Here is a 26,460-nt window from a genome sequence, read left to right on the forward strand (position 1 = left end):
GAAGTTCGTTTTACAGAAAAGTTACATCTAGTCAGGGTAACGATCTTTAATCTCAAGGAAAAGTGGTAAATTTTCAAGTAACAAGTCAACAAGATTTGGATCAAAATGTTTCGAACGTTGCTCTTTTATCAATGACAGTGCTTCATCTAAGGGCCAAGCAAGCTTGTAGCAACGGTCGCTACATAGCGCATCAAACACATCGGCAAGGGCGGTTATGCGACCAACAATGTTGATTTCATTGCCAATTAAACCTTGCGGATAACCTGAACCATCCCATTTTTCGTGATGCTGATATGAAATCAAAGCGCCGCAAGTCAGAATTTCGTTACTTGAATTTTTTAAAATTTCGTAACCCACTTCTGCATGAGTTTGCATTATTTTCCATTCTTCATCAGTTAATTTACCTGGCTTATTTAAGATGCTATCAGGAATACTAATTTTACCAATGTCATGTAGTGGTGAAGCGAGCTTGATAATTTCACATTGAAATGGACTGAGTTGTGATAGTTTAGCAAGTAATTCACTATATAAAGCAACGCGCTTAACATGCGAGCCTGTTTCTTTAGAGCGTTTTTCAACGGCTTCACCTAAAATGTAAGACAACTCTTTTTGTGATTCTTTAACCATTTCTCTAAGCTTAAGGTTGTCGTAGGCTAGGGCAATATTGTTCGCGTAAAACTCTAATAGTTGATGATCGGTTGTTTGCAGTTTACTTCCTTTATGAACATATAACATGGTCTCAAGGCCTGCTTTTGTCGGAAAGTAACCAATATAGTCGGTGCTCGTTTTTAATGATGATTTACGCTCATGGGCGTCAATAAATAAACTTTTCACTTCATCTGGAATAGTATTTTGATTCGGCGTTGGTCCAACTCCCGACGCGGCTAATAGTTGAAAATCTTTCGCCGGTGAGGACTGAAAATTAACTGCTGCAGCACAATAGATTTGTGCGTCATTAATCCCCATTACATTCGTGACGTGACTTAAAATAGTGGATGCAAATTCGTTAACACTATCGCATTTTAAGAAATTCGCAGACGCATTAATAATTTGCTCTAGGCCACTTTTATGGCGATCAATAATTTGTATATCTCGATGCCCTCTGAGTGCAGAATAAAGAAGCGTCTTAATTTTTATAGCCGTTAGTTCGGTTTTATTCTTGTAATCGTTTATATCATAATCACGGATAATCGACTCTTCAGGTGCCTCTCCAGGCTGACCTGTACGCAGAATTAAGCGAATATCATGGTTTTCTATTTCATCGCGAATGTATTGGATAAGCTCAAGTCCTGCATGGTTTGTTTCCATGACAACATCGACAAGCGCGACTGAAAAAGGAATATTTTGCTTTAATAACTCTTTTGCTTCGGCTGCTGAATAGGCGTCATAAAAGCGCAGACCTTTATTTTCGAAAGTGAAGCCAGCTAGCACTAATTTCGTAACTTGGTGAATATCTTCTTCATCGTCAACAACAAGAATATGCCAACATTCTGATTCATCAATAGGAACGTTATTTTCTTCTAGCTGCTCATCAGAAAATAAAAAATCTTCCACAAACACACCACTTATTGTTGCATCTCGTAACAATAAGTATAGAGGCAGAAATTTACTCTGCCTTATCAGCTACTGGTTTTTTTTCGATATTTTTTAATTCGATTTCGATGGCATCGCATGAAATGTGGATCTCATACAAAGAGGTTAAAAGTGACATCGCTAAGCAAGCTAGGCTAATCCCAAATAAGATGATGCCTGTGGTATTAAATTCTATAAATAAAGCGAACATTGATAAGGTGCACATTAAAAATGAGGCAACGCCGTATACTTGCATCACTCTTATTAACTTAATGCGCTTTCTTAAGTTGGTAATTTGTGCGACAACAAGAGGGCGAATACTTTCCCCTTCGCGCGCATTCAGTTCACGAATAAGTTGGGCGAGCACCAAAAAACGATTGGTGTAAGCGAGTAAAAGTAAAGAAATCGCAGGAAATAGTAGTCCTGGTGTCGTTAATGTCATGTAGTTACCTTGAAATAAGCATTGCGGCAAAGCTTTTGTAGTTTAGGTTTTATATTTAGAAAAGTAAAAGAGAAGTAATTTGCAAAATAAGAAATTAAATCAAACCGCTAGCTCTGAACCGTTCAAATGGGTACGAGTATTTCAGGCTGAAAACAGTCTTGAAGCGAATATTATTAAAGGGCTGTTAAACAGTAAAGGTATTGAGTGTCAGTTACAAGGTGAGCTCTTACAAGGGGCATTGGGAGAGATACCCTTTGAACAGACGGGAGTTGATATGCTTGTTTACGCATTAAAAGAGCGCCAGGCGCAAGAAATATTGTTAAACTATCAGCAAGTAAAACAATCGGCTCCTGATTGGGTGTGCCCAAAGTGTCAAGAGCTTAACGGATCAACATTTGAACTTTGTTGGTCTTGCGGGACTGTTAAAAATGACGAAAGCGAATAATTTTCAACGCATTAGAGAATTAAACTATTTACAAAAAGCAGTATTAGGTGGTGCTTTGTTAGAACGCATGCTGCCTAATTACAGTTTATTCTGTGAAGCCACAGGGTTTGGTGATGCTGCGGTTTTTCGTAGTGCTTTGAATGTTTGTTGGGAGAAGATTTTACTGCCAAAAAGTAAAATTAGCCTCGAAAAACAAATCGAAAAAATAGAGCCTAATGTGCCTGAACTAACTGATTTTGATATGTTTGGCACTTACCCTGCTATTGATACAGCAACAGCTTTACTGGGCATGTTACACGGCTTAATGGCAAAAGATGACCAAGAGTTTTTGAACATTAGTAAAATTTCACAGGCATCGGTGGCACGTTACATTGAATATCAACTTACCGTTGATGGTGAAGTAGCTGACAATAAAGCAGTTCGTGAACACCCATTAATGCAATATGAAATTGAAGTACTGGCTGAGTTAATTGATTTTGTAGAGCAAATGGGCCGAATTAGCTCTGAAAACGTAAAAGAACTCAAACAGCTTGCGGTATCAGACGGTCAAACCAACATTGGTATTGCAATTTAATATTCAGTAATGCGTATTTTCACTGTAAAATACGCGTTTATTTTTTCTTGGCGGAGTAATTGATGCGAATTTTAGGTATTGAATCATCATGTGATGAAACAGGTATTGCCATTTACGATGATGAACAAGGCTTATTAGCACATCAACTGTATAGCCAAGTAAAAGTGCATGCTGACTACGGCGGTGTCGTACCTGAACTTGCGTCACGTGACCACGTGCGTAAAACCTTACCTTTAATTGATGCCGCCTTTGCACAAGCGGGCTGTGGCCCAGAAGATTTAGATGGCATTGCTTATACTGCGGGCCCTGGATTGGTTGGCGCACTCCTTGTGGGTACTTCTATTGGTCGTTCTTTAGCCTATGGTTGGAATATACCAGCGGTAGCGGTTCATCATATGGAAGGGCATCTTCTTGCGCCAATGCTTGAAGAAGACAAACCTGAATTTCCGTTTATCGCGTTATTAGTATCTGGCGGCCACACCATGATGGTTAAAGTATCTGGAATTGGTGAATATGAAGTATTAGGTGAGTCAGTTGATGACGCCGCAGGTGAGGCATTCGATAAAACGGCGAAATTACTTGGGCTTGATTACCCAGGAGGCCCGCGTTTGGCAAAACTTGCTGAGCAAGGTACACCTGAGCGCTTTGTATTCCCGCGTCCGATGACTGACAAACCCGGCTTAGATTTTAGTTTCAGTGGTTTAAAAACAGCTGCGTCACTCGCTATTCGTGATAGCGATGATGATGAACAAACTAAAGCGGATATTGCTCATGCATTCCAAACAGCGGTTATTGATACCTTAATTATCAAGTGTAAACGTGCATTAAAGCAAACCGGTATCAAGCGCTTAGTGATTGCTGGGGGCGTGAGTGCAAACGTGCAATTGCGTGCGCAACTTGAGCGAGTAATGCAAGGTATGAAAGGGCGTGTGTATTACCCGCGCACAGAGTTTTGTACAGATAACGGTGCGATGATCGCTTACGCTGGTATGCAGCGCTTAAAAGCAGGGCAGTTTGCTAGCCTTGATATGAAAACAAAGCCGCGCTGGCCAATAGACTCGTTAGAGGCTATTTAACATCAACCTTCTTCATGTTCAGGGGCTTTTTTCTTAGCCCCTACTTTTGGCTCTTCACCGGCGAGTAAACGAGTAATATTTGCTCTGTGACGGAAAATTATCAACACGGTTAAAAAGGTTACAGGCAACGTATACAAAGGTTTTATCCACCAAGTATATAGAGGTGCTAACGAAACCGTGACTAACGCTGCAAGAGATGAGTAGCGCGTGATAGCAACAATTAAGATCCAAGTTGCAATTAACATCCCACCTAACGATAAACCAATGGGTAATAACGTGCCAAAAGCGGTCGCGACAGCCTTACCGCCTTTAAAACTGAAAAACAGCGGGTACATATGGCCTAAACAGGCTGCTACACCAATCAAGCCGAGCATAAGTGGCTCTATTTTTAAGAAGTAAGCACCCCAAACCGGAATGGTTCCTTTTAAAATATCAAAGACAAGTACAAGTACAGCAGGGACTTTTCCACCTAAGCGATAGACATTCGTTGCACCTGGGTTGTTCGATCCGTGACTGCGTGGGTCCGGTAGTTTAAACAGCCGAGAGACAAGGATTGCGGATGAGACCGATCCCAGTAAATAGGCTAAAACTAACATTAGGGCTGTTAACACGCGCTTCCTTATTTTTAAATCTGCACTTTTGGGCTATCATTGGCGGCAAAACCATCTGCCACTATTTTTGAGTAGAACATGTGAGCAATAATGCATCGCATCTACCCGTTATTGTAGGGGTAATTTTTATATATTAAAACAGTATGACAACTTATAGCGCGGATTATTCAAATCAATAAGCGTTTAGTATGAGAGGTGTTTTAATATTTATGTCACTTGGAGTATCAATGGACAAGGTATATATATCACAATTGCATGTAGACACCATTATCGGTGTGTATGATTTTGAAAAAGAAAGTAAACAAAGCCTGTATTTTGATATTGAAATGCTATGTGATATTTCTGCGGCAGCTGCAACTGATGATATTAACCTTGCACTTGATTATGCAAAAGTCAGCGAGCGGGTTATCGCTCATACAACAGCAAAACCAGTAGAGCTGCTTGAAACCTTAGTTGAACAATTAGCGGCCATTATCTTAACTGAGTTTGCAACTGAGCAAGTGACCATTCGCGTGAGTAAACCTGCAGCAGTGCCACAAGCCAAAACGGTGGGAGTCGAAATCACCCGTCGCAAGGCATATTAACATGGCGCAAATTTTTATTAGTTTAGGCTCTAACGTTAATAAAGAGCATTATATTCGCCAGGCGCTTGATGCTCTAAAAGTACATTTTCCTGATTTTATTCACTCATCAGTTTTTGAGAGTGAGGCGGTCGGTTTTGCAGGCAGTAACTTTTATAACTCAGTATTAGGGGCGCAAACCGATATGCCACTACCTGAACTGTGTAAGTTATTGAAAGAAATTGAGCTTGAAAATGGCCGTACCCGTGATGACAAAAAGTTTAGTCCACGAACGCTTGACCTAGATCTTTTATTTTATGATGACGTAATTTGTGATTCGCCTGCACAGTTACCTCGCGATGAAATTACCAAAAATGCATTTGTTCTTCAGCCTTTAGCTGAAATAGCCCCTGATTTTTTTCACCCTGTAGCAAAATGCACGCTAGCAGAGCTATGGGATAATTATAATAATCCGCAACAAAAACTATGGAAGGTGGAGTTTTCTTACCCATGAGTATTATTGAGATAATTGTTTTAGCCTTAATTCAAGGATTGACTGAGTTTTTACCTATTTCGAGCTCAGCACATTTAATTTTACCTTCGCAAGTTTTAGGTTGGCACGATCAAGGTTTAGCATTTGATGTTGCCGTTCATGTCGGTACTTTAGGTGCCGTGGTATTGTATTTCCGTAAAGAAGTGGTAGACATTCTAGGCGCGTGGTTTAAATCGTTTGGCTCTCAAGGTGCCACCGATGACAGCCGCTTAGGCTGGTGGATTATTGTCGCAACCATTCCTGCATTATTAATTGGTTATTTGTTTAAAGATTTCGTTGAAAGTTACTCGCGAAATGCGTGGGTTATTGCCACCTCTACCATCGTGTTTGGTTTGTTACTTTGGTATGCCGATGTAAAAGCAAAGCAAGTTAAGAACATTTACCAAATCAATTTTTTCAGTGCGCTATTGTTAGGCTTTTCACAAGTGCTGGCTATGGTATTCCCTGGGACATCGCGTTCAGGTATTACCATCACCGTAGGTTTAATGCTGGGCCTTAACAAGCAAAGTGCTGCGCGTTTTTCATTTTTAATGTCAATTCCGGTCATTGCAGCAGCGGGTTCCTATTATGTGTATCAGCTTGCAACAGCGGGCGAGGCGATTGATTGGCATGCGATTTTACTCGGCGCAGGTTTATCATTTGTATCAGCTTATGCGTGTATTTTCTTTTTCTTAAAAGTTATTGAGCGCATGGGTATGATGCCATTTGTTATCTACCGCTTGTTACTTGGTGTTGGTTTGTTTGCATTCTTAATGCTGTAAATAACCATTCAACTTAATTCGAAAAACACCTCAAATTTGAGGTGTTTTTTATGATGGCTATTTGGCAATACTCTATTGACTGCTAGTCATGGTAAGTAAAGCTTATATTTGGCATTATAACGGCTTATTTTATCTCTCATTCATTTTGCTCAGGACAGTAGATGCATATTCATATTCTTGGAATTTGTGGCACCTTTATGGGTGGTATTGCCGCAATCGCTAAATCGTTAGGTCATACAGTGACAGGCTCTGATCAAAATGTTTACCCACCGATGAGCACGCAATTAGAAGAGCTAGGTATTACGCTCACCCAAGGTTATGACGTTGCTCAACTAGAGCCTGCGCCAGATATGGTAGTAATTGGTAACGCTATGAGCCGAGGCAACCCTTGCGTTGAATACGTGCTTGATAAAGGCTTACCTTATACTTCAGGTCCTGAATGGTTAAAGCATAATCTGTTGCAAAATTCGTGGGTGTTAGCTGTCGCTGGTACACACGGCAAAACAACAACAGCGAGTATGCTGGCATGGTTATTAGAGTATGCCGGAATGAAGCCTGGCTTTTTAATTGGTGGGATAGTACAAAATTTTGGCGTGTCAGCACGGGTTGGTGAAACGCCATTTTTTGTTATCGAAGCCGATGAGTACGACACGGCATTTTTTGATAAACGCAGTAAATTTGTTCATTACTTACCACGTACCTTAATTCTTAATAACCTTGAATTTGATCACGCTGATATTTTTGAAGATTTAAACGCAATAAAGAAACAATTTCATCACTTGATGCGTACATTACCCTGTAGCGGTAAGGTTATTTGGCCAAGCCAAGATGAAGCCTTACAAGATGTGATTGAGCGTGGTCTTTGGAGCGAAAGCGAAACGCTGGCAGGTGATTGGGATTACCGTTTACTGAAAGCTGATGGTAGCGAATTTGAAGTGCTACTTGAGGGAGAAGTTCAAGGCGTTGTTAGTTGGCAAGCGATGGGCGAGCATAATGTGAAAAATGCTATCATGGCTATTGCAGCAGCGCGCCATGTCGGGATTGCCGTACCAGTCAGTATTGCGGGCTTGGCTGAGTTCATTTCTCCTAAGCGCCGTATGGAGCTTAAAGCCGATATTAACTCGATTAAGGTGTATGACGATTTTGCCCATCACCCAACGGCAATTAAAACAACTTTGGCAGGGCTTCGTGCAAAAGTGGGCGATGAGAAGATTATTGCCATTTTAGAGCCTCGTTCAAATACCATGAAAATGGGCGTGCATCAGCAAACCTTGATTGACTCACTTGAAGCTGCCGATGAGGTGTATTTATTTGAACCAGACAATTTAAGCTGGTCACTCAAAGAATACGCCGCTGCGGCAGGTATGCATTGTAGCTCTAGCACTGAAGAAATTATTAAACACGTGGTTGCAGGTAAAGCGCCTAAGCAGCATGTTTTAATTATGAGTAATGGTGGCTTTGAGGGGATTCATCAGCGCTTAATTACCGCTCTTGAACACAACTAACCGGTATATGGAGCGTCAAAATATGCAATTTAAAGATAAAATAACCTTAGCTTTTAGCGGTGCCTCTGGTGCGCCATACGGTTTACGGTTATTAGAAGTGTTACTTCAGCAGCAGTTTCAAGTTTATGTGTTGATCTCAAGTGCTGCTCGAGTGGTTTTTGATACAGAATCGAATATCAAGCTATCGGGTAACGAAGATAAAGCGACAGAACAGTTAAGCACGCTTTTTAATGCTGCGCCTGAACAACTAAAGGTGTTTGGTAAAGACAATTGGTTTAGTCCTGTTGCGTCGGGCTCTGCTGCACCGAAAAAAATGGTGGTTTGTCCGTGTAGTGCAGGTTCAGTGTCTGCAATTGCGGTAGGTGCGTCAGATAACTTACTTGAACGCGCCGCTGACGTGGTTATAAAAGAACGAGGGCAGTTGATTTTAGTCCCGCGTGAAACGCCATTTAGCGAAATTCATCTTGAAAACATGCTGAAACTAGCAAGGCTAGGCGTAACGATTATGCCTGCGGCACCGGGTTTTTATCATCAGCCAGAGCAGATTTCAGACTTGGTTGATTTTATGGTGGCGCGAATTTTAGATCATTTAAACATTGAACATACTCTGACCAAGCGTTGGGGTTATGGAGAGGGCAAACAGTGAGCGAAAAAACGATCGCATTAAATATTGAAGGCCTAAAAAAGGTTTATAAAAATGGTGTTGAAGCCGTAAAGGGCATCGACTTACAAGTTCAACAGGGCGATTTCTTTGCTTTACTTGGTCCGAACGGTGCCGGTAAATCAACTACCATTGGTGTTATCTCATCGTTAGTGAACAAAAGCGCTGGCCGTGTCCAGGTGTTTGGGCATGACATTGATACAGATTTAGAAGCCGCTAAGTCTGAACTAGGTTTAGTGCCGCAAGAGTTTAATTTTAGCCAATTTGAAACACTGAACCAAATTTTGGTTAATCAAGCGGGCTATTATGGTGTACCTAGAAAGCTGGCGCATGAGCGTGCTGAAAAGTATCTAAAGCAACTGGGTTTATTTGAGAAAAAAGATAAGCAAGCGCGTACGCTGTCAGGTGGTATGAAGCGCCGTTTAATGATTGCTCGTGCACTGATGCATGAACCTAAATTACTTATTTTAGATGAGCCAACAGCCGGTGTTGATATTGAGCTACGCCGCTCTATGTGGGACTTTCTTCGCGAGATTAATAAGCAAGGTGTGACCATCATCTTGACTACTCACTACCTAGAAGAAGCTGAGCTGTTATGTAAAAACATCGCGATTATTGACAGCGGCGTGATTGTGGAAAACACCACTATCAAAGCGCTACTAGCCAAGCTCGATAAAGAGACCTTTGTACTTGATTTAAAGCAGCCAGTGCAACCAATTAGCATTGAAGGTTACAAATATACACTAACTGATGACCACACTTTAGAAGTTGAAGTGGCGAAGTCTCAGGGCTTAAACCAAGTATTTAGCGCGTTGACCGAACAAGGTAATACCGTGCTGAGTATGCGAAATAAAGCAAATCGTTTAGAAGAACTTTTTGTAGGCTTATTAGAACAAGGGCGAGGCGAATAATGTTTAAATATGGAGTAGCGCTAAAAAGTATTTGGATCAAAGAGTGTATTCGCTTTTTACGTATTTGGGTGCAAACCTTAGTTCCGCCAGCAATCACGATGAGCCTTTATTTTGTTATTTTTGGTAACCTGATTGGTTCGCGTATCGGTGATATGGGTGGCTTTACTTATATGGAGTTTATTGTACCGGGTCTGATTATGATGTCGGTGATCACTAACTCTTACTCGAATGTAGCTTCAAGCTTTTATTCGACCAAGTTCCAAAAGAGTATTGAAGAGCTATTAGTTGCACCAGTGCCAAATTACATTATCGTACTTGGCTACATGGGCGGTGGTATGACCCGGGGTATGCTAGTTGGCTTAATCGTTACCTGTGTATCATTGCTGTTTGTTGATATCCAAATTCATAATATTTTTGTGATCATGGCGACGGTTATTTTAACCTCAGCGGTATTTGCTTTAGGTGGCCTTATTAACGCAATTTATGCAAATAGCTTTGATGATATTAGTATTATTCCAACCTTCATTCTTACTCCACTGACTTATTTAGGCGGAGTGTTTTACTCAATCAGCTTGTTACCGGAGTTTTGGCAAGGTGTATCGCAAGTGAATCCAATCATCTATATGGTCAATGCATTTAGATTTGGTTTTTTAGGTGTGTCTGATGTCGATTTATCGGTAGCTTTTGGGGTACTTGGTTTATTTATTGTGGGTTTATTTACTTTAGCGTTAACGCTTATTAAACGTGGTGTGGGGCTTAGACACTAATGACTGATGCAAATTCGAGAAGTATTGTATCGAATCAGCCTGGCTTACATGAAAAGTTAGACGAAATAGTTTTAAAGCACTTAAGTGCGGATTTTAAAAAGCCGATTGCACAGCACACGCAAGCGGCTTTTGATGAGGTAAATGAAAAGGTTCAAGCGTTTAACGGGCCTATAATCCTTGATTCGTGTTGTGGTGTAGGTGAAAGTACGGCTAACTTAGCTAAGCGTCACCCTGATGCGTTGGTGATTGGTATAGATAAGTCATCTCATCGCTTAGAGAAGCATGAGATAGAGTATAAGCAAACCGATGCGGGCCAGTATATTTTAGTGCAAGCAGACCTAAACGACTTTTGGCGTTTAGCGGTAGCTGCTAATTGGCAACCGACGCATCATTATTTGCTATACCCAAATCCATGGCCGAAAGCAAAGCACTTGCAAAGGCGCTGGCATGGCGCTGCTATTTTTCCGTTTATCATTAAATTAGGCGGTCGTTTAGAGCTCAGAAGCAATTGGGATATTTACGTGAAGGAATTTGCCCGCTCGCTCGAGCTTGCAGGACATCCTTGTGATGTTCAATTATATGAGAGCGATATAGCAATCACGCCATTTGAACGTAAATACTGGGCTAGCGGTCAGCAAAGCCACCGTTTAGTGATCAACCTTTAATGAATGTAGGGAGCTGGCGATGAAAAGTGGCTCCCCTGCATTAAATTAATCCCCGCACGAGACAGCGCGTCAGCAATTTGTTCGTTATCGACTTGTTCAGCGATAACTTGCAGGTTTAGCTGATTAGCGTACTTTACTAAATTCTCAATAAACAAAAAGTTATCATTATTACTGTGAATTTGACTCACAAGGTTTTTATCGAGTTTTAAACCATCGATCTCTAATTTTAGAATATGCGGTAAGTTTGAAAAGCCTGAGCCAAACTCATTAATAAACACCTGCGCTCCTTTATTTTTTAAAAGGCTAATAAAGGTTTTTACCTCACTAAAATAAGCAATAGCATCGCTTTCATGAAATTGAAAAATAATGTTATGAGGCTGTGGATAGCGTCTTAGTTGCTGTTCGAAAAACTCACTTAAGCTTGGATCAAGAATATCTTGCGCGGTGATGTTAATGCTCCAGCTTAGGTTGGTTTTTCTAAAATGCTCAACACAACGGGTAAACATAGTACGTCTTAACAGCCCATCCATACGTGAGCGTTTGAGCACCGTCATAAAGTAGTCAGGACTATGAATACGGCCTTGGGCACTGGCTAATCTCGCTAGACATTGGTAGTGCTCAATCTGCTCAGTGTTGGTATCATAAATAGCTTGAAAGTAAGGCACAATGCGATTGTTATCAAATGCTTCTTTCACCTCTTTGGCAAGCGTTACATTATTTCTAAAGCGCTCTTCGACTTGTTTAAAAACATTTTCATAGCGAACAACTCGCTGATTATTAAACTTTGCTTGCTGTAAGGCTATGTGGGCATTTTCGATAAGCATAAGCTTGTTGCCAGATGCAATGCCTGCATACAAGCTAACGTAAATGAACGGTTCTTTTAACACCGGGATAGCATTGTTGAAGGTGTTAATTATTTCTTCTAATTCTTTGTCAGAGCTGCGCGTTTGCAACAAAGCTATCTTATTCGTGGCAAGGCGATAGGCAAAGCAGTCATTCGGCAAACGTGCTTGAAAGTAGCCAAGTAAACTTGCCATAACTTTATCGCTGACTTCGGTACCGTAAAAACTACTGATATCGTCTAATTCATTAATGACGATAACCGCGAGCTCCATGCGATACTTGGTTGTCTTTTTTAAGTAATACTCTAGCGCTACATGGTTGGCAAAGCCTGTGCGAGCATCTGTTGATAGTGAACGTTTGAGTTGTAAAAAATAGAGGCCTGCAATTAATACTGCTATAAAGAAAAAGAAACAGGCTGTAATTGCTGCGCGAGTAACACTGTATTGCAGTTGCTGATTAAAATCGCTAAGTGTTATGTCTGCACCGGTGATGTAGGTCTGGCCGTTGTTATCGACAAAGGTTACGAAAATACTTTTAAAGTAGCCCCATTGATCTTGTGAAATTTCATAAACAGGTTCTGTTGAATTAAAGGCTTCTTTATTTAATTCTGTTGCTTCAGGGTAGATGTCAAAAAACTCGGTAACTTTGCCTGTATTTTGATCTTTTTGAGTATAGCTTGAAGCACTGAAGTAGACGGTATCATCACGCTTAACCATGGCATAGACATAGGCAAGTTGCATTTGTTTTGCATACTCAGAGAGTGCGCGACTTTTTTCTTTGTATACAGCAGGAGAGATAGCTAAACCAGCATTAACTCGATCATGGTAATCATCACCTAAGATATGTTTTACACTCACAGCAGCATTAAATAATTTGTTATCAACATGCGTGATTATTTCATTGCGAGTGGTTTCATAGGTATAGTAAATGTAACCAAATAAGCTAACAAAAAAAGCGGCAAAGCCATAAAGTAGCCAGCTGGTTTTTTGCATTCCTTTGGGCATAAGTGCTCCCTTAGCTGTTATTACTTGATTATACTGAAAAAAGACTTAATCGATAGTATAAAATTACCGCAAATGTCATTTTTAGATCACTTTTTTGTCATCGAAGACGTGGCTTTTTTGCTTTAGACGAGACATTTTCGTGATATTCCAGTAAAGTTAGCCAATTTCGTAGCAACAGTGCCGCAAAAGTGAAAACGGTGATGTTTCAACATCTAATTCATTTTTAGCTGCTTAGAATGGGTATTAGGATGGATCAAAAGCGTTGTGCCGTCGCCTCAAAAGAAAGCTTGATTCGTATATTTACGGTGCCAGAGGCACCTGACTCAACCTTGAGTAAAATCGAATCAGAAATTTCAAGCAATCTTGCTGGGTTCTTAAATGGGAACATAGCGGCGATTGAGAAGCCCTTGCACGAGATTGAAAAAGATTTTCAGTCGGCCACTATCCCTGAAGAGCCAACTTTCGTCTCTGACTATGCACAAGACATTATGGAGCAGTTAGTTGCGCATTCTGTTCATACTGCTGCACCAAGCTTCATTGGTCATATGACCTCGGCATTGCCGCACTTCGTTTTGCCATTATCAAAACTGATGGTGGGCTTGAACCAGAACCTAGTTAAAATTGAAACATCGAAAGCGTTTACACCTCTTGAAAGACAAGTGTTAGGCATGATGCACCATCTAGCCTATAGTGAAGACGATGCTTTTTACAGCAAGTGGATGCATAGCGCTAAAACCTCTCTTGGGGCGTTTTGTTCAGGTGGCACAGTAGCCAATATCACCGCATTATGGATTGCCCGCAATCGGCTATTAAAAGCCGATGGTGATTACAAGGGAATTGCAGCACAAGGTTTAATCGCCGGTATGTTGCACTACGGCTATAAAGGGTTGGCTGTGCTTGTTTCTGAGCGGGGTCATTACTCTTTGGGGAAAACGGTCGACTTATTAGGTATTGGTCGCGATAACATTATTGCCATCGAAACTGATAAGAATAATAAAGTTGACGTTAATGCCATGCGTAAGAAGGCTTATGAACTCGAAGCGTCAGGCATTAAAGTGATGGCATTAGTAGGGGTTGCTGGCACTACAGAAACCGGCAGTATAGACCCACTCAATGAAATGGCTGATTTAAGTGCTGAACTAGGCTGTCATTTTCATGTCGATGCTGCATGGGGTGGAGCCACATTACTATCAACGAATTATCGCCACCTTCTAAGCGGTATAGAGCGTGCTGATTCGATCACTATCGATGCGCATAAGCAAATGTATGTGCCTATGGGGGCGGGCTTAGTGTTATTTAAAGACCCTGCTGCTACAGATGCGATTGAACATCATGCCGAGTATATTCTTCGTAAAGGCTCGAAAGATTTAGGTAGTCATACACTTGAGGGAAGTCGCCCAGGTATGGCGATGTTAGTGCATGCTTGCTTACGTGTTATTGGCCGTAAAGGCTATGAAATGTTGATTGACCGCGGCATAGTAAAGGCGCGTACGTTTGCACAGATGATTAAAGAAGATGAAGACTTTGAGCTTATTTCTGAGCCTGAGCTTTGTTTATTAACGTACCGCTATGTGCCTAAAGAAATTCAGGCCAAAATAAAAGACGCCGACGAAGAGACCAAGCTCGACATCTATGCGTCATTAAATCGCTTTACTGCAAGTATGCAAAAGCGTCAGCGTGAAGCCGGTCGTTCTTTTGTATCGCGTACTCGTTTGACACCTGCAAAATATGACCATCAACCAACTGTGGTATTTCGAGTTGTATTAGCAAATCCGCTCACTTCTAAAGCCATCCTTAAAGATATTTTGGCGGAGCAAAAAGAGCTGGCGAAAACCGATCCGGTATTTAAAAAGTACTTAAGTAAGTACATGGATTAAAAAAGGGAGCGTGATGCTCCCTTTTTATTATACCCAAGCCACCTCAAGATGCAGAATTCAGCGTTTCACAGGTGCTTAATATCAAGGCGTTACTTTGCAAGAATGGTAGTCCCTTTTAAGAAGTAACAACGATGAGAGTAAGTGCCTGTGAAGCGCCCGAAGGGTTGGTTTAAAAGCGATTTATACTGCGTTATTGATTTTAAGAATAGAACCACTATTACTTGCAATCAATGCCTTGTCTAAATCGCTTTTAATTCCAACTGAAACTCGCATCTTTAGGTGGTTTGGGTATATTCACTAAAGCAGTTTGCTTTAATCATCTTGCTAATTATCTCTTGTGACGGTTTTATTTTTTCCATCGCTAAAAACTCATCAGGCTGGTGGGCTTGATTAATTGAACCTGGCCCCATCACAATCGTTTCGCAACCTAGTTGTTGAATAAAGGGAGCTTCAGTGCAGTAGTTTACAGCAACAGCAGGTTGTCCTGAGATTTTTTCAGCTAGTTTTACAAGCGCAGTATCTGTGCTGCCACTAAATGCAGGGATAGGTTCATGCATGTCGATAACACTCACTGCATTTGGGTATTGGGTATTTATTTCTTCAGCAGCACTTAGCAAAATCGCCTGCAGTTCTTGCACGCTCAAACCGGGCAGTGGTCGCATATCGATGTGCATTTCACAGCAGCCACAAATACGGTTGGCGTTATCGCCACCATGAATATGACCAAGGTTCAAAGTAGGGTACGGAATTTCAAAGTGATCAACTGAATATTTATTCTTTAATTCTTCTTTAATGATTAACAATTTTGTAATCATTTTATGCATCACTTCGATGGCGTTTAAACCACGTTCAGGATCAGAGCTATGACCTGAGCGACCAATTACCCGAATGGCTGTACTCATATGTCCTTTATGAGTGAAAACAGGAGTCATATCGGTTGGTTCACCAATAATACAGCGCGCTGGTTTCAAGTTAGGGTGGCGGCATATTTGTTGCGCACCCGCCATTGTGGTTTCTTCATCGGCGGTTGCTAAGATTAATAAAGGCTCTGTTTGCTTTGTTGCATCAAGCTCACTAATCGCTTGTAAAACAAAGGCAAAAAAGCCTTTCATATCAATACTGCCTAAGCCATATAATTTATTGTTATGCTCGCTGAGTTTGAAGGGATCATAATTCCAGCGGCTATCATCAAATGGCACTGTATCGGTATGACCTGCCAACATTAATCCACCGTCACCTTCACCGCGTTTTGCCAATAAATTATAACGGCCTTTACCTTGCTCCAGTTCTGTTATTTCGCAAGTAAAACCGAGGCTTTCACACCAAGAGGCAAGCAAGGAGATCACCTCTTTATTGCTCATACATAGTGAATCTTCAATTGCACTGATTGAAGGCGCTGCAATCAATTGCTGGTACATAGATAAAAAAGACGGTAAAGACATAAAAAATCCAAAAATAATTATTCAATCTAATTGCATAACAATATAAAAGTATTTATGATGAATATCAATTCACTTTTTAAGCATAAATATTAGTGTAACTGTACTATGAACACAAAACGACGATAACCTGATTTCATTACTTTAGACAGTGTTTTTATTCGCTTTTCAGCGAGAAGTTTTAGGCGTATCGATAAATAGATTTAATAGGTAAAAGTAAGCAATGAATGTAGTGATTATTGGCGCAAGTGGTTACAGCGGCGCAGAGCTAGCAAGTTTAGTTGCTAAGCACCCTAAATTAACCCTACAAGCATGTTATGTCTCAGAGGGCAGTTTAGATAAAGGTAAATTATTAAGTGATTTATATCCTGAGCATTTAGGGCTGTTAGAGTATCCTTTGCAAGCACTAACAACAGCTGCTTACAAAGATATTGAAAATAATGCTGATTATGTGTGCTTGTGTACTGATCACAAAGTAAGTGTTGACCTTGCGCCACAATTTTTAGCTATGGGTAAAAAAGTGTTCGACCTTTCAGGTGGCTTCCGTTTAGCTGGGAATGAGGATTACCAAACTTATTATGGTTTCGCACATGAACACCCAGAGCTTTTAGCACAAGCTGCATATGGTTTAGCTGAATGGAATAGTGATGCGATCAGTAAAGCAAAGCTTGTTGCTGTAGCGGGTTGTTATCCGACAGCAGCGCTTAACGCATTAAAGCCCCTTAAACAAGCGAACTTACTTGCTGAGCAGCCTGTTATTGTTAATGCTGTGTCAGGTGTGACAGGCGCTGGTAGAAAAGCCAGTGTTAATACGCATTTTTGCGAAGTATCACTTGCCCCTTATGGTTTATTTAATCATAGACACACGCCGGAGATTGAGCAGCATCTTGGACATCCCGTGTTATTCACCCCGCATTTAGGTAATTTTCCACGCGGCATCCTAGAAACCATTTATGTGCAGCTAAAGCCAGATGTTACCCCTGAACAGGTTAAAGAGGCATATCAAGTTTTAGCCGATGAGCCATTGATCCGCTTATTAGGTAATAAGATTCCAAGTATAAAAGGTGTTGCAAAACAACCTTATGTAGATATTGCATGGCAACAAAAAGGTCAGCAATTAATTGTAATGTCTGCGATTGATAACCTATTAAAAGGTGCTGCAGGCCAAGCGTTGCAATGTATTAATTTAGCGATGGGTGAACCTCATCATACAGGCTTTAGCGGAGCACTATGATGAAAACATGGGTTATTAAAATTGGTGGTGCAGTATTAAACACTGCCGATGCAGCAAAAGCATTGTTCGATGTTCTAGCATCGCAAGAATACGCTAATTTTGTGATTGTGCATGGCGGTGGAGCGCTTGTAGATGCATGGTTAAAAGAGGCGGGTTTTGTAACTGCAAAGCACCAAGGATTACGCATCAGTCCTAACGAACAAATGCCTTATATTGTCGGGGCGCTTGCAGGTTGTGCTAACAAACAGCTTATGAGTCAAGCTATCGGTGCGGGCCATAAGCCTGTTGGATTGAGCCTTTATGAAGCGGGCGTTGCAGTTTCAGAAAAACTCAAAGTATTAGGCCAAGTTGGTCAATGTAGTGGAAGCTGTCATAGCGTGTTACCGAGCTTATTAGAACAAGGTCGCTTACCTCTTGTTAGTTCAATAGGCTTTGGAGAGGACGGTCAGTGGTATAACGTAAATGCCGATGAAGCAGCCGCAGCCATAGCGAAAGAGCTCAATGCAGAGCTTATTTTTATGACTGATGTAGAAGCTGTACTTGACGCAAATAAGCAGCCATTACATCAATTAAATACGCAGCAAATCGATACACTTATCCTTGAAGGAGTTATTCAGGGCGGGATGGAGGTCAAAGTAAAGACCAGCCTTCTTGCTGCCCAACATTTACGACGTGGTGTGTATATCTCAAGCTGGCTAAAGCCAGAAAACTTAGTCGCTTTATTACAAGGCGAGCACGTAGGAACGAAAATTACACCATAGGTATTTCATGTTAAATCATTTTTTATCGGGTCTAGAGTTAGACCAAAAAGGCGCACTTAAACTTCTTAACCTAGCGCAAAAAATTAAAGCAAATCCTGCAGATTTTAGCCAAGCGCTTGCAGGTAAATCAGTGGTTACTTTATTTGAAAAACCTAGTTTACGTACCCGTTTATCATTTGATATTGGTATTAATAAGCTAGGTGGTCATGCGGTCTATCTTGATTCACAAAATGGTGCCATGGGCGCACGTGAATCAGTTAAAGACTTTGCACTTAATATCTCAACGTGGGCAGATGGTATTGTTGCTCGTGTATTCGAACACAAAACACTTACCACTTTGGGTGAGTTTTCAAGCGTACCTGTTGTTAATAGCTTGTGCGACTTATATCACCCATGCCAAGCTTTGGCTGATTTCTTGACACTTCAAGAAGTACATGGCGATGTTAGTAAACTTAAGCTAGCTTACTTAGGTGAGGGGAATAATGTAACTCACTCACTGATGCTATTAGCAGCCACTTTAGGCACTGATTTTGTGGCAGTTTGCCCTAAAGGTAGCTCACCTGATTCGCAAATTCTTAAGCAAGCTGAGCAAATTGCAGCGATGAATGGCGCCTCTGTAATGGTCAGTGACCGAATTGAAGCGGCAGTTGGTGCAAATGCAGTCTATGCTGATACGTGGGTTTCGATGGGTGATAAAACACCGCTTGAGCAAGTTAAAGCTAAGTATATGCCGTATCAGCTAAATCAGGCATTGCTTGAGAAGACTGGCGCACAAACTGTGCTGCACTGTCAGCCGGCTCATCGAGAGTTTGAAATTACCTCTGAGGTAATGGATGGCCCGGCATCAAAAATTATTCAACAAGCAGAGAACCGTATGCATGCGCAGAACGCTCTTCTTGTGACATTACTAAATCCAAATTTTGTTTAAGGAACACCAATGAGTTCAATTAAAAAAGTCGTATTAGCCTATTCTGGTGGTCTAGATACATCGGCAATCGTGCCTTGGTTAAAAGAAAACTATGGCTGTGAAGTAATTGCCTTTGTTGCTGATGTAGGTCAAGGCGCTGAAGAACTAGAAGGCGTTGAAGCAAAAGCGATTGCTTCAGGTGCGTCTGAGTGTCATATAGTTGATTTAAAAGATGAAATGGTAAGTGATTATATTTACCCAACATTAAAAACTGGCGCTATTTACGAAGGTACGTACTTACTTGGTACGTCTATGGCTCGTCCGATTATTGCTAAAGCACAAGTTGAAATTGCTCGTAAAGTAGGAGCCGATGCGCTTTCGCATGGTTGTACGGGTAAAGGTAACGACCAAGTGCGTTTTGAATCATGTTTCGCTGCCCTTGCGCCAGACCTAAAGGTGATTGCACCGTGGCGTGAGTGGGACTTATCAAGCCGTGAATCATTACTTGATTACCTTGCAGAGCGTAATATTCCGTGCTCTGCCTCTGCGACAAAAATTTATAGCCGTGATGCAAACGCATGGCATATTTCACACGAAGGTGGTGAGCTTGAAGATCCATGGTGCCAACCAAGTGATCAAGTATGGACTTGGACTAACTCTCCTGAACAAGCTCCTAATGAAGCTGAATATGTGACATTAAATGTTGTTGAAGGCGAAGTGGTTGCTGTGAATGGTGAATCACTAAAACCGTATGACTGCTTAGTTAAATTAAATAACATTGCTGCGCCACATGGTGTTGGTCGTGTTGATATCGTAGAAAACCGTTTAGTAGGCATGAAGTCGCGTGGTTGTTATGAAACGCCAGGAGGCACTGTGATCATGGCTGCATTACAAGCTGTTGACGAACTAGTGCTAGATAAATCAAGCCGTAAATGGAAAGAAGTACTTGGCGGTGAGTTTTCACACTTAGTGTATGACGGTCGTTGGTTTACACCGTTAAAAGACTCAATTTTAGCGGGGGCGGAGTCTCTGGCTAAATTGGCAACAGGTGAAGTAGTACTGAAGCTTTATAAAGGCCAAGTAACTGCGGTACAGAAGAAATCTCCAAACAGCCTTTACAGCGAAGATTTTGCAACCTTTGGTGAAGATGATGTTTATGATCAATCACATGCAGAAGGCTTCATTCGTTTATTCTCGCTTTCTAGCAGAATCTCAGCACTAACGAAAAAGTAATTTTATTATCGCCCCGCTTTGCGGGGCGATAGCCCAATTTGGAGACAGTTCAATGGCATTATGGGGCGGACGTTTTTCTTCGGGTCCAGATGAAGCGTTTAAACAATTTAACGACTCACTTCCTTTCGATTATCAGCTTGCAGAGCAAGATATTATTGGCTCAGTTGCATGGGCAGGTGCTTTAAAGCAAGTTGATGTTTTAAATCAGCAAGAGTATGACGATCTTGTTGCAGCACTGAATACTTTGTTAGAAGAAGTTAAAGCTAATCCACAAGCTGTTGCAGTTGCAGGTCATGAAGATATTCATTCATATGTTGAGTCAGCACTGATTGACAAAGTAGGTGATTTAGCAAAGAAACTGCACACCGGTCGTAGTCGTAACGACCAAGTTGCTACAGACTTCCGCTTATGGTGTCGTGACACCGCAGAGCACATCTTAACAGCAATTAGTGACTTAAAAGCGGAGTTTGTTGCCTTAGCTGAGCGTGAACTCGGTACTATTTTACCGGGCTACACACACTTGCAGCGTGCTCAACCTGTGTTATTTAGCCATTGGTGTATGGCTTATGTTGAAATGCTTGAGCGTGATGAAAGCCGGTTAAATGATGCCAAAAACCGTATGAATTATTGCCCATTAGGTAGTGGTGCATTAGCAGGCACTGCGTACCCAATTGACAGGCAGGTTCTTGCCGAGGGGCTAGGTTTTACCGGGGCAACACGCAATAGTCTTGACGCTGTATCTGACCGTGACTTTGTGGTTGAGCTATTAAGCTGTGCATCAATTTCGATGATCCACTTATCGCGTATGGCTGAAGATCTGATTTTTTATAATTCAGGTGAAGCGGGCTTTATAGAGCTTTCAGATGGCGTAACCTCTGGCTCATCATTAATGCCACAGAAAAAGAACCCTGATGCATTAGAATTGATCCGTGGTAAAACAGGCCGTGTTTTTGGTGCATTTAGCGCCATGATGATGACATTAAAAGCGTTGCCACTAGCCTACAACAAAGACATGCAAGAAGATAAAGAAGGCTTGTTTGATGCAATGCCAACTTGGCTTGCTTGTATTCATATGGCGCAAGCATGTATTAAAGGTATCAAAGTAAAAGCTGATAAAACGCTTGCAGCAGCTAAAGGTGGACACTCAAATGCGACCGAGCTTGCAGACTATTTAGTTGCTAAGGGAATTCCATTTAGAGAGGGTCACCACATTGTAGGAACCTTAGTGCAAATGGCTATTGCCCAAGGGAATAACTTAGAAGATTTAAGTTTAGAAGAATTTAAGTCTGTACATAGTATTTTTGAGTCAGATGTTTATCCTGTACTAGAGATAGATGCTTGTATTAAAGCCCGCCGAGCTCTTGGTGGCACTTCATTAGAGCAAGTGTCGAGCGCAATTAAGCAGGCAAAAAAAAACAGCAAATAACGGTTCGTGATGCAAACTTAGGTGATGTTGAATCGATAGCAAAGCTTATCCAATATTGGGCTGCGGTAGGTGAAAACCTTCCGCGAGCTAAAAGCGATATGGTTCATTCAATCAACGAGTTTGCTGTTACACAATGTAATAACAAAATTACTGGCTGCGCATCACTATATATCTATGATACCGGTCTTGCCGAGATCCGCTCGTTAGGCGTTGATCCACAAGCAAAGGTGTCGGGACAAGGTAAGCTACTTGTTGAGCACTTACTTGTAAAAGCCAAAAAATTGGCGCTTAGCAGGATCATTGTACTTACGCGTGTGCCAGAATTTTTTGCAAAGCAAGGGTTTAGCCACTGTAGTAAAGACAGCTTGCCCGAGAAAGTTATAAAAGACTGTGAGCTTTGCTTACGAAAAGATAATTGCGATGAAGTTGCAATGGAATTCATTTTAAAGCCAAGTACTAAAGCGGTGATCCCGTGTAAATGCGTGGCTTAAATTCCCTGGATAGAAAAAACGCACGGTTACCCCTGTGCGTTTTTTTATGTCTAATAATAAGCTGAAGATCAAAAAGATCATATGTTAACGAAAAGTTGGATCGCTAATTGCTTTTAGATTAGTGTGGTGGCAACATCACATTAATGCACAAAAAAGCGTCAAAAAAAATGAGAACGCTTAACAAGTTACATATTTCATGTAAACCTTGGTGCAACAACAATTAACTTAAAGGAATTATCTTATGCAAATTTCAAATAATAGCCAATTGCAAATGCAAGCATACAGCCAAATGCAACAAACTAAGCCAGCTTTGGAACAAACTACTAGTAATAAAACCCTGCAATCTGATACAGTAACTTTATCAAGTGAAGCACTGTCTTTATCAGGTGGTGCAGAGATTCAACGTGGCGGTGGTGCAATGCTTCCACCTAGCAAGAAAGAGTACTAGGAACTGAATGTCTTTTATAGAGCAACTAGGTTTTTTTTCCCTGTCTGCGATGAGTGCATGGGGATTTTTAATGGCGTTCTTTTTTAATATTTTTGTCTATTGCATAGACGAAAATAAAAGAAAAACCACGTTGCTCTTTAGTTCTTTTATTATGATGCTCTCTTATTTAGGGGGAGATTACTTTTTTAATTGGATAACTTACACTGCAACAACATTTCTAGATTGGGCTCTTTACGATCTGGCTACGCTAATATTCTTAGCTATTTCTTTCTTTGTAATTAAACGAACGACTCCTTCATTCATTTATCTTATTGTAGGCTTGATAATAAACACTATTTTATTCCTTGCAGTTTACTTGGACGTTGAAGTTTATAAAAATACAACTCATTGGATACTCTGGGATATTTATTCGCTTGGAGTTAACATTGTCGATTTTACGATGATTATTGCTTTAATAGTTGATCGTGACTTTCTCTTGTTAAACAAGTTAAAAAACGCAGTTTTTTCTGCTTCAAATACCCAAAGCTTAGCTTAAATATTTTCAATATGTACATAAGTGATGTTGTTGGAAGCTTGATAGGCTCCTTTATTGAGTGGGGGTTTTTGATGGCTTTTCTTTGCAATCTAGTGACTCACATAAATAAACCAGATAAACGCCTTGTTATCTTGGCATTTATCATGATGGTTTCGTACTTTTTAAGCGGTATTTTTAATTTTTCAGTTTATAGCTATATGAACTGGTTTTATTTTGACCTACTTACAATAACAGTCATATTTTCTTGGGGTTACTTTGCAAAGATCAGCTCTTTTTGCGCTCTTTATTACGCAATATTGGGATTATTTTTGAATTCCCTTTTGATGCTCTCAATTTATGTAGATATTGTACTTCTCGAAAACCGGACTCCATGGGGACTTTGGAGTATTTACTCTTTTGGTGTCAACATTATAGACATTACAATGATAATTGCATTGATCACAAACCGTGACTTTTTGTTTATTTTTAAGTTAGGTAAAGCTATAGAGAGTAAAGTTATTTTCTTTTCTAAAGAGTTTTCAAAAAGTGGTGCTAACGTTTCATAATGCCTTTTGTAAATTGAAGTCAAAAAGTTTGACGTTTGTATAATGCTTAAATTAATCCAAGAAAACTTTGGGGTCTATCTCGCCGCATTTATTATGTGGGGGTTTCTGATGTCTTTTTTATATAACATGGTGAAGAAGTCGTCTACGCCAAATGGTGACAAAACACTAATGTGGATGTCGCTGGCACTGTTTATCTCTTATATGATGAGTGATCCATTACTAAATATAGCGCTAGGCTATAATATTCTAGACTCGAGCTTTGCTTATATGATCTGGGCTGTTTCGGATCTACTAATACTTTTAATTATTAGCTTAATTGCTCGTGGCAGAAAGGTAACTTTGGTGCCAGCAAAGCTCTATATTTTTACTGGGCTTTTGATCAACACATCGCTTTTTCTAGGTATGTATTATGACATCAATTATGCCTATACGGGTGATTGGTGGTTCTGGAGCTTTTATACAGTTACAGTCAATGTCATGGACATCATGATGCTCATTGCACTTTTCTCTAATAAAGACTTTTTGGGGCTGGTGCGGCTCTATAAGGGCTTAACAGGTCAAGCTAGGCTAGCTTGACCTCAATTAGTTAAAAGCGGTATTCCCAGCTGGTTCTGAGGGCCGTGTTGGTTTCGTTGTTATCGTTTAATTCATCTCTTGAAATTAATCCAGTTACTTTCCAAAGACCGCTGAGTAATGCTTGTTGATAGCCTACTTCTAACTGCAATTGGCTACTCTTAATGATATTTTCACTATCAATCCAGCGTAGTTTAGCATGTCCGCCATAGCCGTTGAGGGTGTGATAATAAGCCCCAAGCACTGCTGATTTACTTTGCTCTGGTGTTGAGCTGCCAATTAAACGCGAGCGCTGGGTATAGCTGCCTGAGCCATACACACAGTCACTGGCAATATTACATTGTTGCTGAGTATTCGAGTATTCGAGATACGTTTTTAGCAAGCTATCAGTTGTACCAAAGTAGCTTTCAAAGCCAACGGTGTAAAACGGCTCACTTGGTGCCAAACCGCTTTCGTTGCGGCCCATTAATTCACCATATATGGCAATAGGAACCGACATTAAAGTGGTTGAGTATTTAACATCAATCCCCGTTAAACGATGCGTTTGCTCGTTATTCTCAAGATTAATAGGAGCTAATTCTGGAGTTGTTAAATAGTCAGACCCAGCTGTATTAACAGCCACTTCTAAACCATTTAAAGGGGTACTAGCAAACCTCAACGCCCAATAATCACCTTTGTCGCTTGTATTCAAATATGGCTTTTGTTTGGCATAAATACCAGTCAGTTGCCAATTACCAATAAATGATAACCAACTTGGGCCTACATATTGAGTATTCGCTCTTGTGAAACGCAAACCTTTCATGGGGGCTGCATTATTTGATAGTAGTAACGCGTTATCGTTACTTGGTCCCCACCAATGACTGACTTGCTCGGCACTGAGTGACCAATTACCAACCAACACCGCTAAATAGCTATCTTGGTAGTTTACATGCTGTTCGTCGAGTGCATCATCTGCGTAATTAACACTCACTTTTGCACTTACACGTTTACCCGTTATTGAACCGTAGCTATTAACACCGCTTTGCTGTTGATGGCGTTTACCAAACCCTTGTTGAGTATCAGTGCTGCCATTGTAGTTTAGTCGAACACCTGAATCTGTTTTTTGCTTGGCAATATTTAACGCGTGTTTCACATGTTGATAAGCAAATTGAGACTGTTCATCAAGTTGATTGCTATCTACAAGGCTAAGATCGCGAGCAATACCTTGCCACATCAAAGGGTAGCTATTTATAGGCTGTTTAATCACACCTTGGTTAAATAACATCTCGATTGAGGCGCGTAATAATGGATCGTCACTTTCAACCCAAGGGCCTGCTATAGTCGGTGTCGAGACCATAAAAAAGGCCCCTAGGGTAAGTATTTTTTTTAGCTTCATCCGCGAATTTTTTCCTGTAAAGCTTTAGCAACAATAGGATCAACAAACTCGCTAACATCACCATTGTGTCTTGCTACTTCTTTTACTAAGGTTGATGAGATAAACGAATTTTTTTCGGCGGGTGTTAAAAATACACTTTCTAAATCAGGGTTAAGTCGACGGTTCATATTGGCTAATTGAAACTCGTAATCAAAGTCAGAAACAGCTCGAATACCGCGAATGAGCACTTCAGCTTTATGGTCGCGAGCTAAATCTGCTAATAGTCCAGAAAAACCAATTACACTCACATTATCTAGGTGTGCCAAGATGTTATTAGCAAGTTCAACGCGCTCATCAAGCGTAAAACACGGCTGTTTACTTGGGTTGTGCGCAATAGCAACGATGACATGGTCGAACATTTTCGCTGCTCGGTGAATTAAGTCAGTATGGCCATTTGTAAGTGGGTCAAATGTACCCGGGTATATTGCAGTAACGTTCATAACTATCAGCGATTTAGAAATTTGCCTGCTATATTAACAGTGTTTTAGCCTGTCTGCAGCTTAGAAAATACGCGTATCTTATTAGATTGTAAAACCCATCTAAGGTACTGCACCGATTGAGGTTATTATTTTTCAAGGTAGTATTTAATTGTCACGCATTTGTTTATACTGCTTGGCTTAGCAGGGC

General features: G+C 40.8%; 27 protein-coding genes and 1 pseudogene. 21 read left to right on the forward strand and 7 right to left on the reverse strand.

The window, feature by feature from the left end:
• Nucleotides 1–27: 27 nt before the first annotated feature.
• Both ACSFVZ_RS01440 and ACSFVZ_RS01445 read right to left on the reverse strand, forming a co-directional pair.
• Nucleotides 28–1,554, reverse strand: coding sequence for a DUF3369 domain-containing protein (locus ACSFVZ_RS01440; RefSeq protein WP_135926074.1), 1,527 nt, complete (start codon nt 1,552–1,554; stop codon nt 28–30).
• Between the two features lie 52 nt (nt 1,555–1,606).
• The gene (locus ACSFVZ_RS01445) at nt 1,607–2,014 is read right to left on the reverse strand and encodes a DUF2721 domain-containing protein (protein WP_135926073.1); all 408 of its coding nucleotides are present in this window, start codon (nt 2,012–2,014) and stop codon (nt 1,607–1,609) included.
• Nucleotides 2,015–2,093: 79 nt separating this feature from the next.
• Between ACSFVZ_RS01445 and ACSFVZ_RS01450 the strand changes: the two genes are divergently transcribed.
• From ACSFVZ_RS01450 to tsaD, 3 genes are all read left to right on the forward strand, one after another.
• Nucleotides 2,094–2,459, forward strand: a complete 366-nt coding sequence (locus ACSFVZ_RS01450; protein ID WP_135926072.1) for a putative signal transducing protein — start codon at nt 2,094–2,096, stop codon at nt 2,457–2,459.
• Nucleotides 2,443–3,033, forward strand: coding sequence for a YjaG family protein (locus tag ACSFVZ_RS01455; protein ID WP_135926071.1), 591 nt, complete (start codon nt 2,443–2,445; stop codon nt 3,031–3,033). The genes ACSFVZ_RS01450 and ACSFVZ_RS01455 overlap by 17 nt, the downstream gene beginning before the upstream one ends.
• A gap of 62 nt (nt 3,034–3,095) precedes the next feature.
• A complete protein-coding gene (gene tsaD, locus ACSFVZ_RS01460) occupies nt 3,096–4,109 on the forward strand; it encodes a tRNA (adenosine(37)-N6)-threonylcarbamoyltransferase complex transferase subunit TsaD (protein WP_135926070.1) in 1,014 nt (337 codons plus the stop codon).
• Between the two features lie 2 nt (nt 4,110–4,111).
• Here tsaD and plsY read toward each other — a convergent pair whose 3' ends face one another.
• A complete protein-coding gene (gene plsY / locus ACSFVZ_RS01465) occupies nt 4,112–4,720 on the reverse strand; it encodes a glycerol-3-phosphate 1-O-acyltransferase PlsY (RefSeq protein WP_135926069.1) in 609 nt (202 codons plus the stop codon).
• A 227-nt stretch (nt 4,721–4,947) separates the two neighbouring features.
• On the opposite strand from plsY, the gene folB reads away from it, so the two are divergent.
• The 8 genes from folB to trmB all read left to right on the forward strand — a co-directional run bounded on the left by folB (nt 4,948) and on the right by trmB (nt 11,103).
• The gene (folB, locus tag ACSFVZ_RS01470; protein ID WP_135926068.1) at nt 4,948–5,304 is read left to right on the forward strand and encodes a dihydroneopterin aldolase; all 357 of its coding nucleotides are present in this window, start codon (nt 4,948–4,950) and stop codon (nt 5,302–5,304) included.
• A gap of 1 nt (nt 5,305) precedes the next feature.
• The gene (gene folK / locus ACSFVZ_RS01475; protein WP_135926067.1) at nt 5,306–5,794 is read left to right on the forward strand and encodes a 2-amino-4-hydroxy-6-hydroxymethyldihydropteridine diphosphokinase; all 489 of its coding nucleotides are present in this window, start codon (nt 5,306–5,308) and stop codon (nt 5,792–5,794) included.
• The gene (locus ACSFVZ_RS01480) at nt 5,791–6,594 is read left to right on the forward strand and encodes an undecaprenyl-diphosphate phosphatase (RefSeq protein ID WP_063703109.1); all 804 of its coding nucleotides are present in this window, start codon (nt 5,791–5,793) and stop codon (nt 6,592–6,594) included. The genes folK and ACSFVZ_RS01480 overlap by 4 nt, the downstream gene beginning before the upstream one ends.
• Before the next feature lie 161 nt (nt 6,595–6,755).
• On the forward strand, nt 6,756–8,099 hold the full coding sequence (gene mpl, locus ACSFVZ_RS01485) for a UDP-N-acetylmuramate:L-alanyl-gamma-D-glutamyl-meso-diaminopimelate ligase (protein WP_138557238.1): 1,344 nt from the start codon (nt 6,756–6,758) through the stop codon (nt 8,097–8,099).
• Nucleotides 8,100–8,121: 22 nt separating this feature from the next.
• The gene (locus ACSFVZ_RS01490; RefSeq protein WP_135926065.1) at nt 8,122–8,745 is read left to right on the forward strand and encodes a flavin prenyltransferase UbiX; all 624 of its coding nucleotides are present in this window, start codon (nt 8,122–8,124) and stop codon (nt 8,743–8,745) included.
• Nucleotides 8,742–9,671, forward strand: a complete 930-nt coding sequence (locus ACSFVZ_RS01495; protein WP_054551082.1) for an ABC transporter ATP-binding protein — start codon at nt 8,742–8,744, stop codon at nt 9,669–9,671. The genes ACSFVZ_RS01490 and ACSFVZ_RS01495 overlap by 4 nt, the downstream gene beginning before the upstream one ends.
• The gene (locus ACSFVZ_RS01500; RefSeq protein WP_135926064.1) at nt 9,671–10,438 is read left to right on the forward strand and encodes an ABC transporter permease; all 768 of its coding nucleotides are present in this window, start codon (nt 9,671–9,673) and stop codon (nt 10,436–10,438) included. Before ACSFVZ_RS01495 ends, ACSFVZ_RS01500 begins: the two co-directional genes overlap by 1 nt.
• Nucleotides 10,438–11,103, forward strand: coding sequence for a tRNA (guanine(46)-N(7))-methyltransferase TrmB (gene trmB / locus ACSFVZ_RS01505; protein ID WP_138557239.1), 666 nt, complete (start codon nt 10,438–10,440; stop codon nt 11,101–11,103). Before ACSFVZ_RS01500 ends, trmB begins: the two co-directional genes overlap by 1 nt.
• Here trmB and ACSFVZ_RS01510 read toward each other — a convergent pair.
• Nucleotides 11,100–12,950 (reverse strand): bifunctional diguanylate cyclase/phosphodiesterase, encoded by a 1,851-nt coding sequence (locus ACSFVZ_RS01510; RefSeq protein ID WP_421966835.1) that lies wholly within the window; start codon nt 12,948–12,950, stop codon nt 11,100–11,102. The genes trmB and ACSFVZ_RS01510 overlap by 4 nt on opposite strands.
• Before the next feature lie 248 nt (nt 12,951–13,198).
• Here ACSFVZ_RS01510 and panP point away from each other — a divergent pair, with 248 nt between their 5' ends.
• Nucleotides 13,199–14,827 (forward strand): pyridoxal-dependent aspartate 1-decarboxylase PanP, encoded by a 1,629-nt coding sequence (gene panP / locus ACSFVZ_RS01515; RefSeq protein WP_435557958.1) that lies wholly within the window; start codon nt 13,199–13,201, stop codon nt 14,825–14,827.
• A gap of 275 nt (nt 14,828–15,102) precedes the next feature.
• Here panP and argE read toward each other — a convergent pair whose 3' ends face one another.
• Entirely contained in the window at nt 15,103–16,269 is a 1,167-nt protein-coding gene (gene argE, locus ACSFVZ_RS01520; protein ID WP_435557959.1) for an acetylornithine deacetylase, read from the reverse strand.
• A 220-nt stretch (nt 16,270–16,489) separates the two neighbouring features.
• Here argE and argC point away from each other — a divergent pair, with 220 nt between their 5' ends.
• The 9 genes and pseudogenes from argC (at nt 16,490) to ACSFVZ_RS01565 (ending at nt 24,422) form a co-directional block, all read left to right on the forward strand.
• Complete coding sequence (gene argC, locus ACSFVZ_RS01525; RefSeq protein WP_435557960.1) at nt 16,490–17,500, forward strand: N-acetyl-gamma-glutamyl-phosphate reductase; 1,011 nt, start codon at nt 16,490–16,492, stop codon at nt 17,498–17,500.
• Entirely contained in the window at nt 17,500–18,261 is a 762-nt protein-coding gene (gene argB / locus ACSFVZ_RS01530; RefSeq protein WP_435557990.1) for an acetylglutamate kinase, read from the forward strand. The genes argC and argB overlap by 1 nt, the downstream gene beginning before the upstream one ends.
• A gap of 7 nt (nt 18,262–18,268) precedes the next feature.
• The gene (locus tag ACSFVZ_RS01535) at nt 18,269–19,189 is read left to right on the forward strand and encodes an ornithine carbamoyltransferase (RefSeq protein WP_135926058.1); all 921 of its coding nucleotides are present in this window, start codon (nt 18,269–18,271) and stop codon (nt 19,187–19,189) included.
• Between the two features lie 9 nt (nt 19,190–19,198).
• Nucleotides 19,199–20,401: an argininosuccinate synthase gene (locus ACSFVZ_RS01540; protein ID WP_135926057.1), complete on the forward strand. Its 1,203-nt coding sequence runs from the start codon at nt 19,199–19,201 to the stop codon at nt 20,399–20,401.
• A gap of 52 nt (nt 20,402–20,453) precedes the next feature.
• A pseudogene (gene argH / locus ACSFVZ_RS01545) lies at nt 20,454–22,318 on the forward strand (argininosuccinate lyase).
• 241 nt (nt 22,319–22,559) lie between these two features.
• A complete protein-coding gene (locus ACSFVZ_RS01550) occupies nt 22,560–22,766 on the forward strand; it encodes a hypothetical protein (RefSeq protein ID WP_135926055.1) in 207 nt (68 codons plus the stop codon).
• Between the two features lie 7 nt (nt 22,767–22,773).
• Entirely contained in the window at nt 22,774–23,301 is a 528-nt protein-coding gene (locus tag ACSFVZ_RS01555) for a hypothetical protein (RefSeq protein ID WP_135926054.1), read from the forward strand.
• 71 nt (nt 23,302–23,372) lie between these two features.
• The gene (locus ACSFVZ_RS01560) at nt 23,373–23,846 is read left to right on the forward strand and encodes a hypothetical protein (RefSeq protein WP_235404141.1); all 474 of its coding nucleotides are present in this window, start codon (nt 23,373–23,375) and stop codon (nt 23,844–23,846) included.
• Between the two features lie 108 nt (nt 23,847–23,954).
• Nucleotides 23,955–24,422 carry a hypothetical protein gene (locus ACSFVZ_RS01565; RefSeq protein WP_135926052.1) on the forward strand — a complete coding sequence of 156 codons (468 nt, stop codon included), beginning with the start codon at nt 23,955–23,957 and terminating at the stop codon, nt 24,420–24,422.
• Nucleotides 24,423–24,432: 10 nt separating this feature from the next.
• Here the strand turns inward: ACSFVZ_RS01565 and ACSFVZ_RS01570 are convergent, their stop codons facing one another.
• Both ACSFVZ_RS01570 and coaD read right to left on the reverse strand, forming a co-directional pair.
• Nucleotides 24,433–25,794 (reverse strand): capsule assembly Wzi family protein, encoded by a 1,362-nt coding sequence (locus ACSFVZ_RS01570; protein WP_199526319.1) that lies wholly within the window; start codon nt 25,792–25,794, stop codon nt 24,433–24,435.
• Nucleotides 25,791–26,273: a pantetheine-phosphate adenylyltransferase gene (gene coaD, locus ACSFVZ_RS01575; protein ID WP_135926050.1), complete on the reverse strand. Its 483-nt coding sequence runs from the start codon at nt 26,271–26,273 to the stop codon at nt 25,791–25,793. The genes ACSFVZ_RS01570 and coaD overlap by 4 nt, the downstream gene beginning before the upstream one ends.
• Nucleotides 26,274–26,460: the final 187 nt, after the last annotated feature.

This window comes from Pseudoalteromonas nanhaiensis, assembly GCF_051235485.1.
Lineage (GTDB): Bacteria > Pseudomonadota > Gammaproteobacteria > Enterobacterales > Alteromonadaceae > Pseudoalteromonas > Pseudoalteromonas lipolytica_C.

Coding starts and splice junctions, on each gene's coding strand:
- mpl (WP_138557238.1), top strand. CDS start 6,756: ATGCATATTCATATTCTTGGAATTTGTGGCACCTTTATGGGTGGTATT.
- ACSFVZ_RS01560 (WP_235404141.1), top strand. CDS start 23,373: ATGGCTTTTCTTTGCAATCTAGTGACTCACATAAATAAACCAGATAAA.
- folB (WP_135926068.1), top strand. CDS start 4,948: ATGGACAAGGTATATATATCACAATTGCATGTAGACACCATTATCGGT.
- ACSFVZ_RS01445 (WP_135926073.1), bottom strand. CDS start 2,014: ATGACATTAACGACACCAGGACTACTATTTCCTGCGATTTCTTTACTT.
- ACSFVZ_RS01570 (WP_199526319.1), bottom strand. CDS start 25,794: ATGAAGCTAAAAAAAATACTTACCCTAGGGGCCTTTTTTATGGTCTCG.
- ACSFVZ_RS01490 (WP_135926065.1), top strand. CDS start 8,122: ATGCAATTTAAAGATAAAATAACCTTAGCTTTTAGCGGTGCCTCTGGT.
- ACSFVZ_RS01500 (WP_135926064.1), top strand. CDS start 9,671: ATGTTTAAATATGGAGTAGCGCTAAAAAGTATTTGGATCAAAGAGTGT.
- coaD (WP_135926050.1), bottom strand. CDS start 26,273: ATGAACGTTACTGCAATATACCCGGGTACATTTGACCCACTTACAAAT.
- argE (WP_435557959.1), bottom strand. CDS start 16,269: ATGTCTTTACCGTCTTTTTTATCTATGTACCAGCAATTGATTGCAGCG.
- ACSFVZ_RS01540 (WP_135926057.1), top strand. CDS start 19,199: ATGAGTTCAATTAAAAAAGTCGTATTAGCCTATTCTGGTGGTCTAGAT.
- ACSFVZ_RS01455 (WP_135926071.1), top strand. CDS start 2,443: ATGACGAAAGCGAATAATTTTCAACGCATTAGAGAATTAAACTATTTA.
- panP (WP_435557958.1), top strand. CDS start 13,199: ATGGATCAAAAGCGTTGTGCCGTCGCCTCAAAAGAAAGCTTGATTCGT.
- ACSFVZ_RS01480 (WP_063703109.1), top strand. CDS start 5,791: ATGAGTATTATTGAGATAATTGTTTTAGCCTTAATTCAAGGATTGACT.
- ACSFVZ_RS01535 (WP_135926058.1), top strand. CDS start 18,269: ATGTTAAATCATTTTTTATCGGGTCTAGAGTTAGACCAAAAAGGCGCA.
- folK (WP_135926067.1), top strand. CDS start 5,306: ATGGCGCAAATTTTTATTAGTTTAGGCTCTAACGTTAATAAAGAGCAT.
- ACSFVZ_RS01555 (WP_135926054.1), top strand. CDS start 22,774: ATGTCTTTTATAGAGCAACTAGGTTTTTTTTCCCTGTCTGCGATGAGT.
- tsaD (WP_135926070.1), top strand. CDS start 3,096: ATGCGAATTTTAGGTATTGAATCATCATGTGATGAAACAGGTATTGCC.
- ACSFVZ_RS01565 (WP_135926052.1), top strand. CDS start 23,955: ATGTCTTTTTTATATAACATGGTGAAGAAGTCGTCTACGCCAAATGGT.
- ACSFVZ_RS01550 (WP_135926055.1), top strand. CDS start 22,560: ATGCAAATTTCAAATAATAGCCAATTGCAAATGCAAGCATACAGCCAA.
- trmB (WP_138557239.1), top strand. CDS start 10,438: ATGACTGATGCAAATTCGAGAAGTATTGTATCGAATCAGCCTGGCTTA.
- argC (WP_435557960.1), top strand. CDS start 16,490: ATGAATGTAGTGATTATTGGCGCAAGTGGTTACAGCGGCGCAGAGCTA.
- argB (WP_435557990.1), top strand. CDS start 17,500: ATGAAAACATGGGTTATTAAAATTGGTGGTGCAGTATTAAACACTGCC.
- ACSFVZ_RS01510 (WP_421966835.1), bottom strand. CDS start 12,950: ATGCCCAAAGGAATGCAAAAAACCAGCTGGCTACTTTATGGCTTTGCC.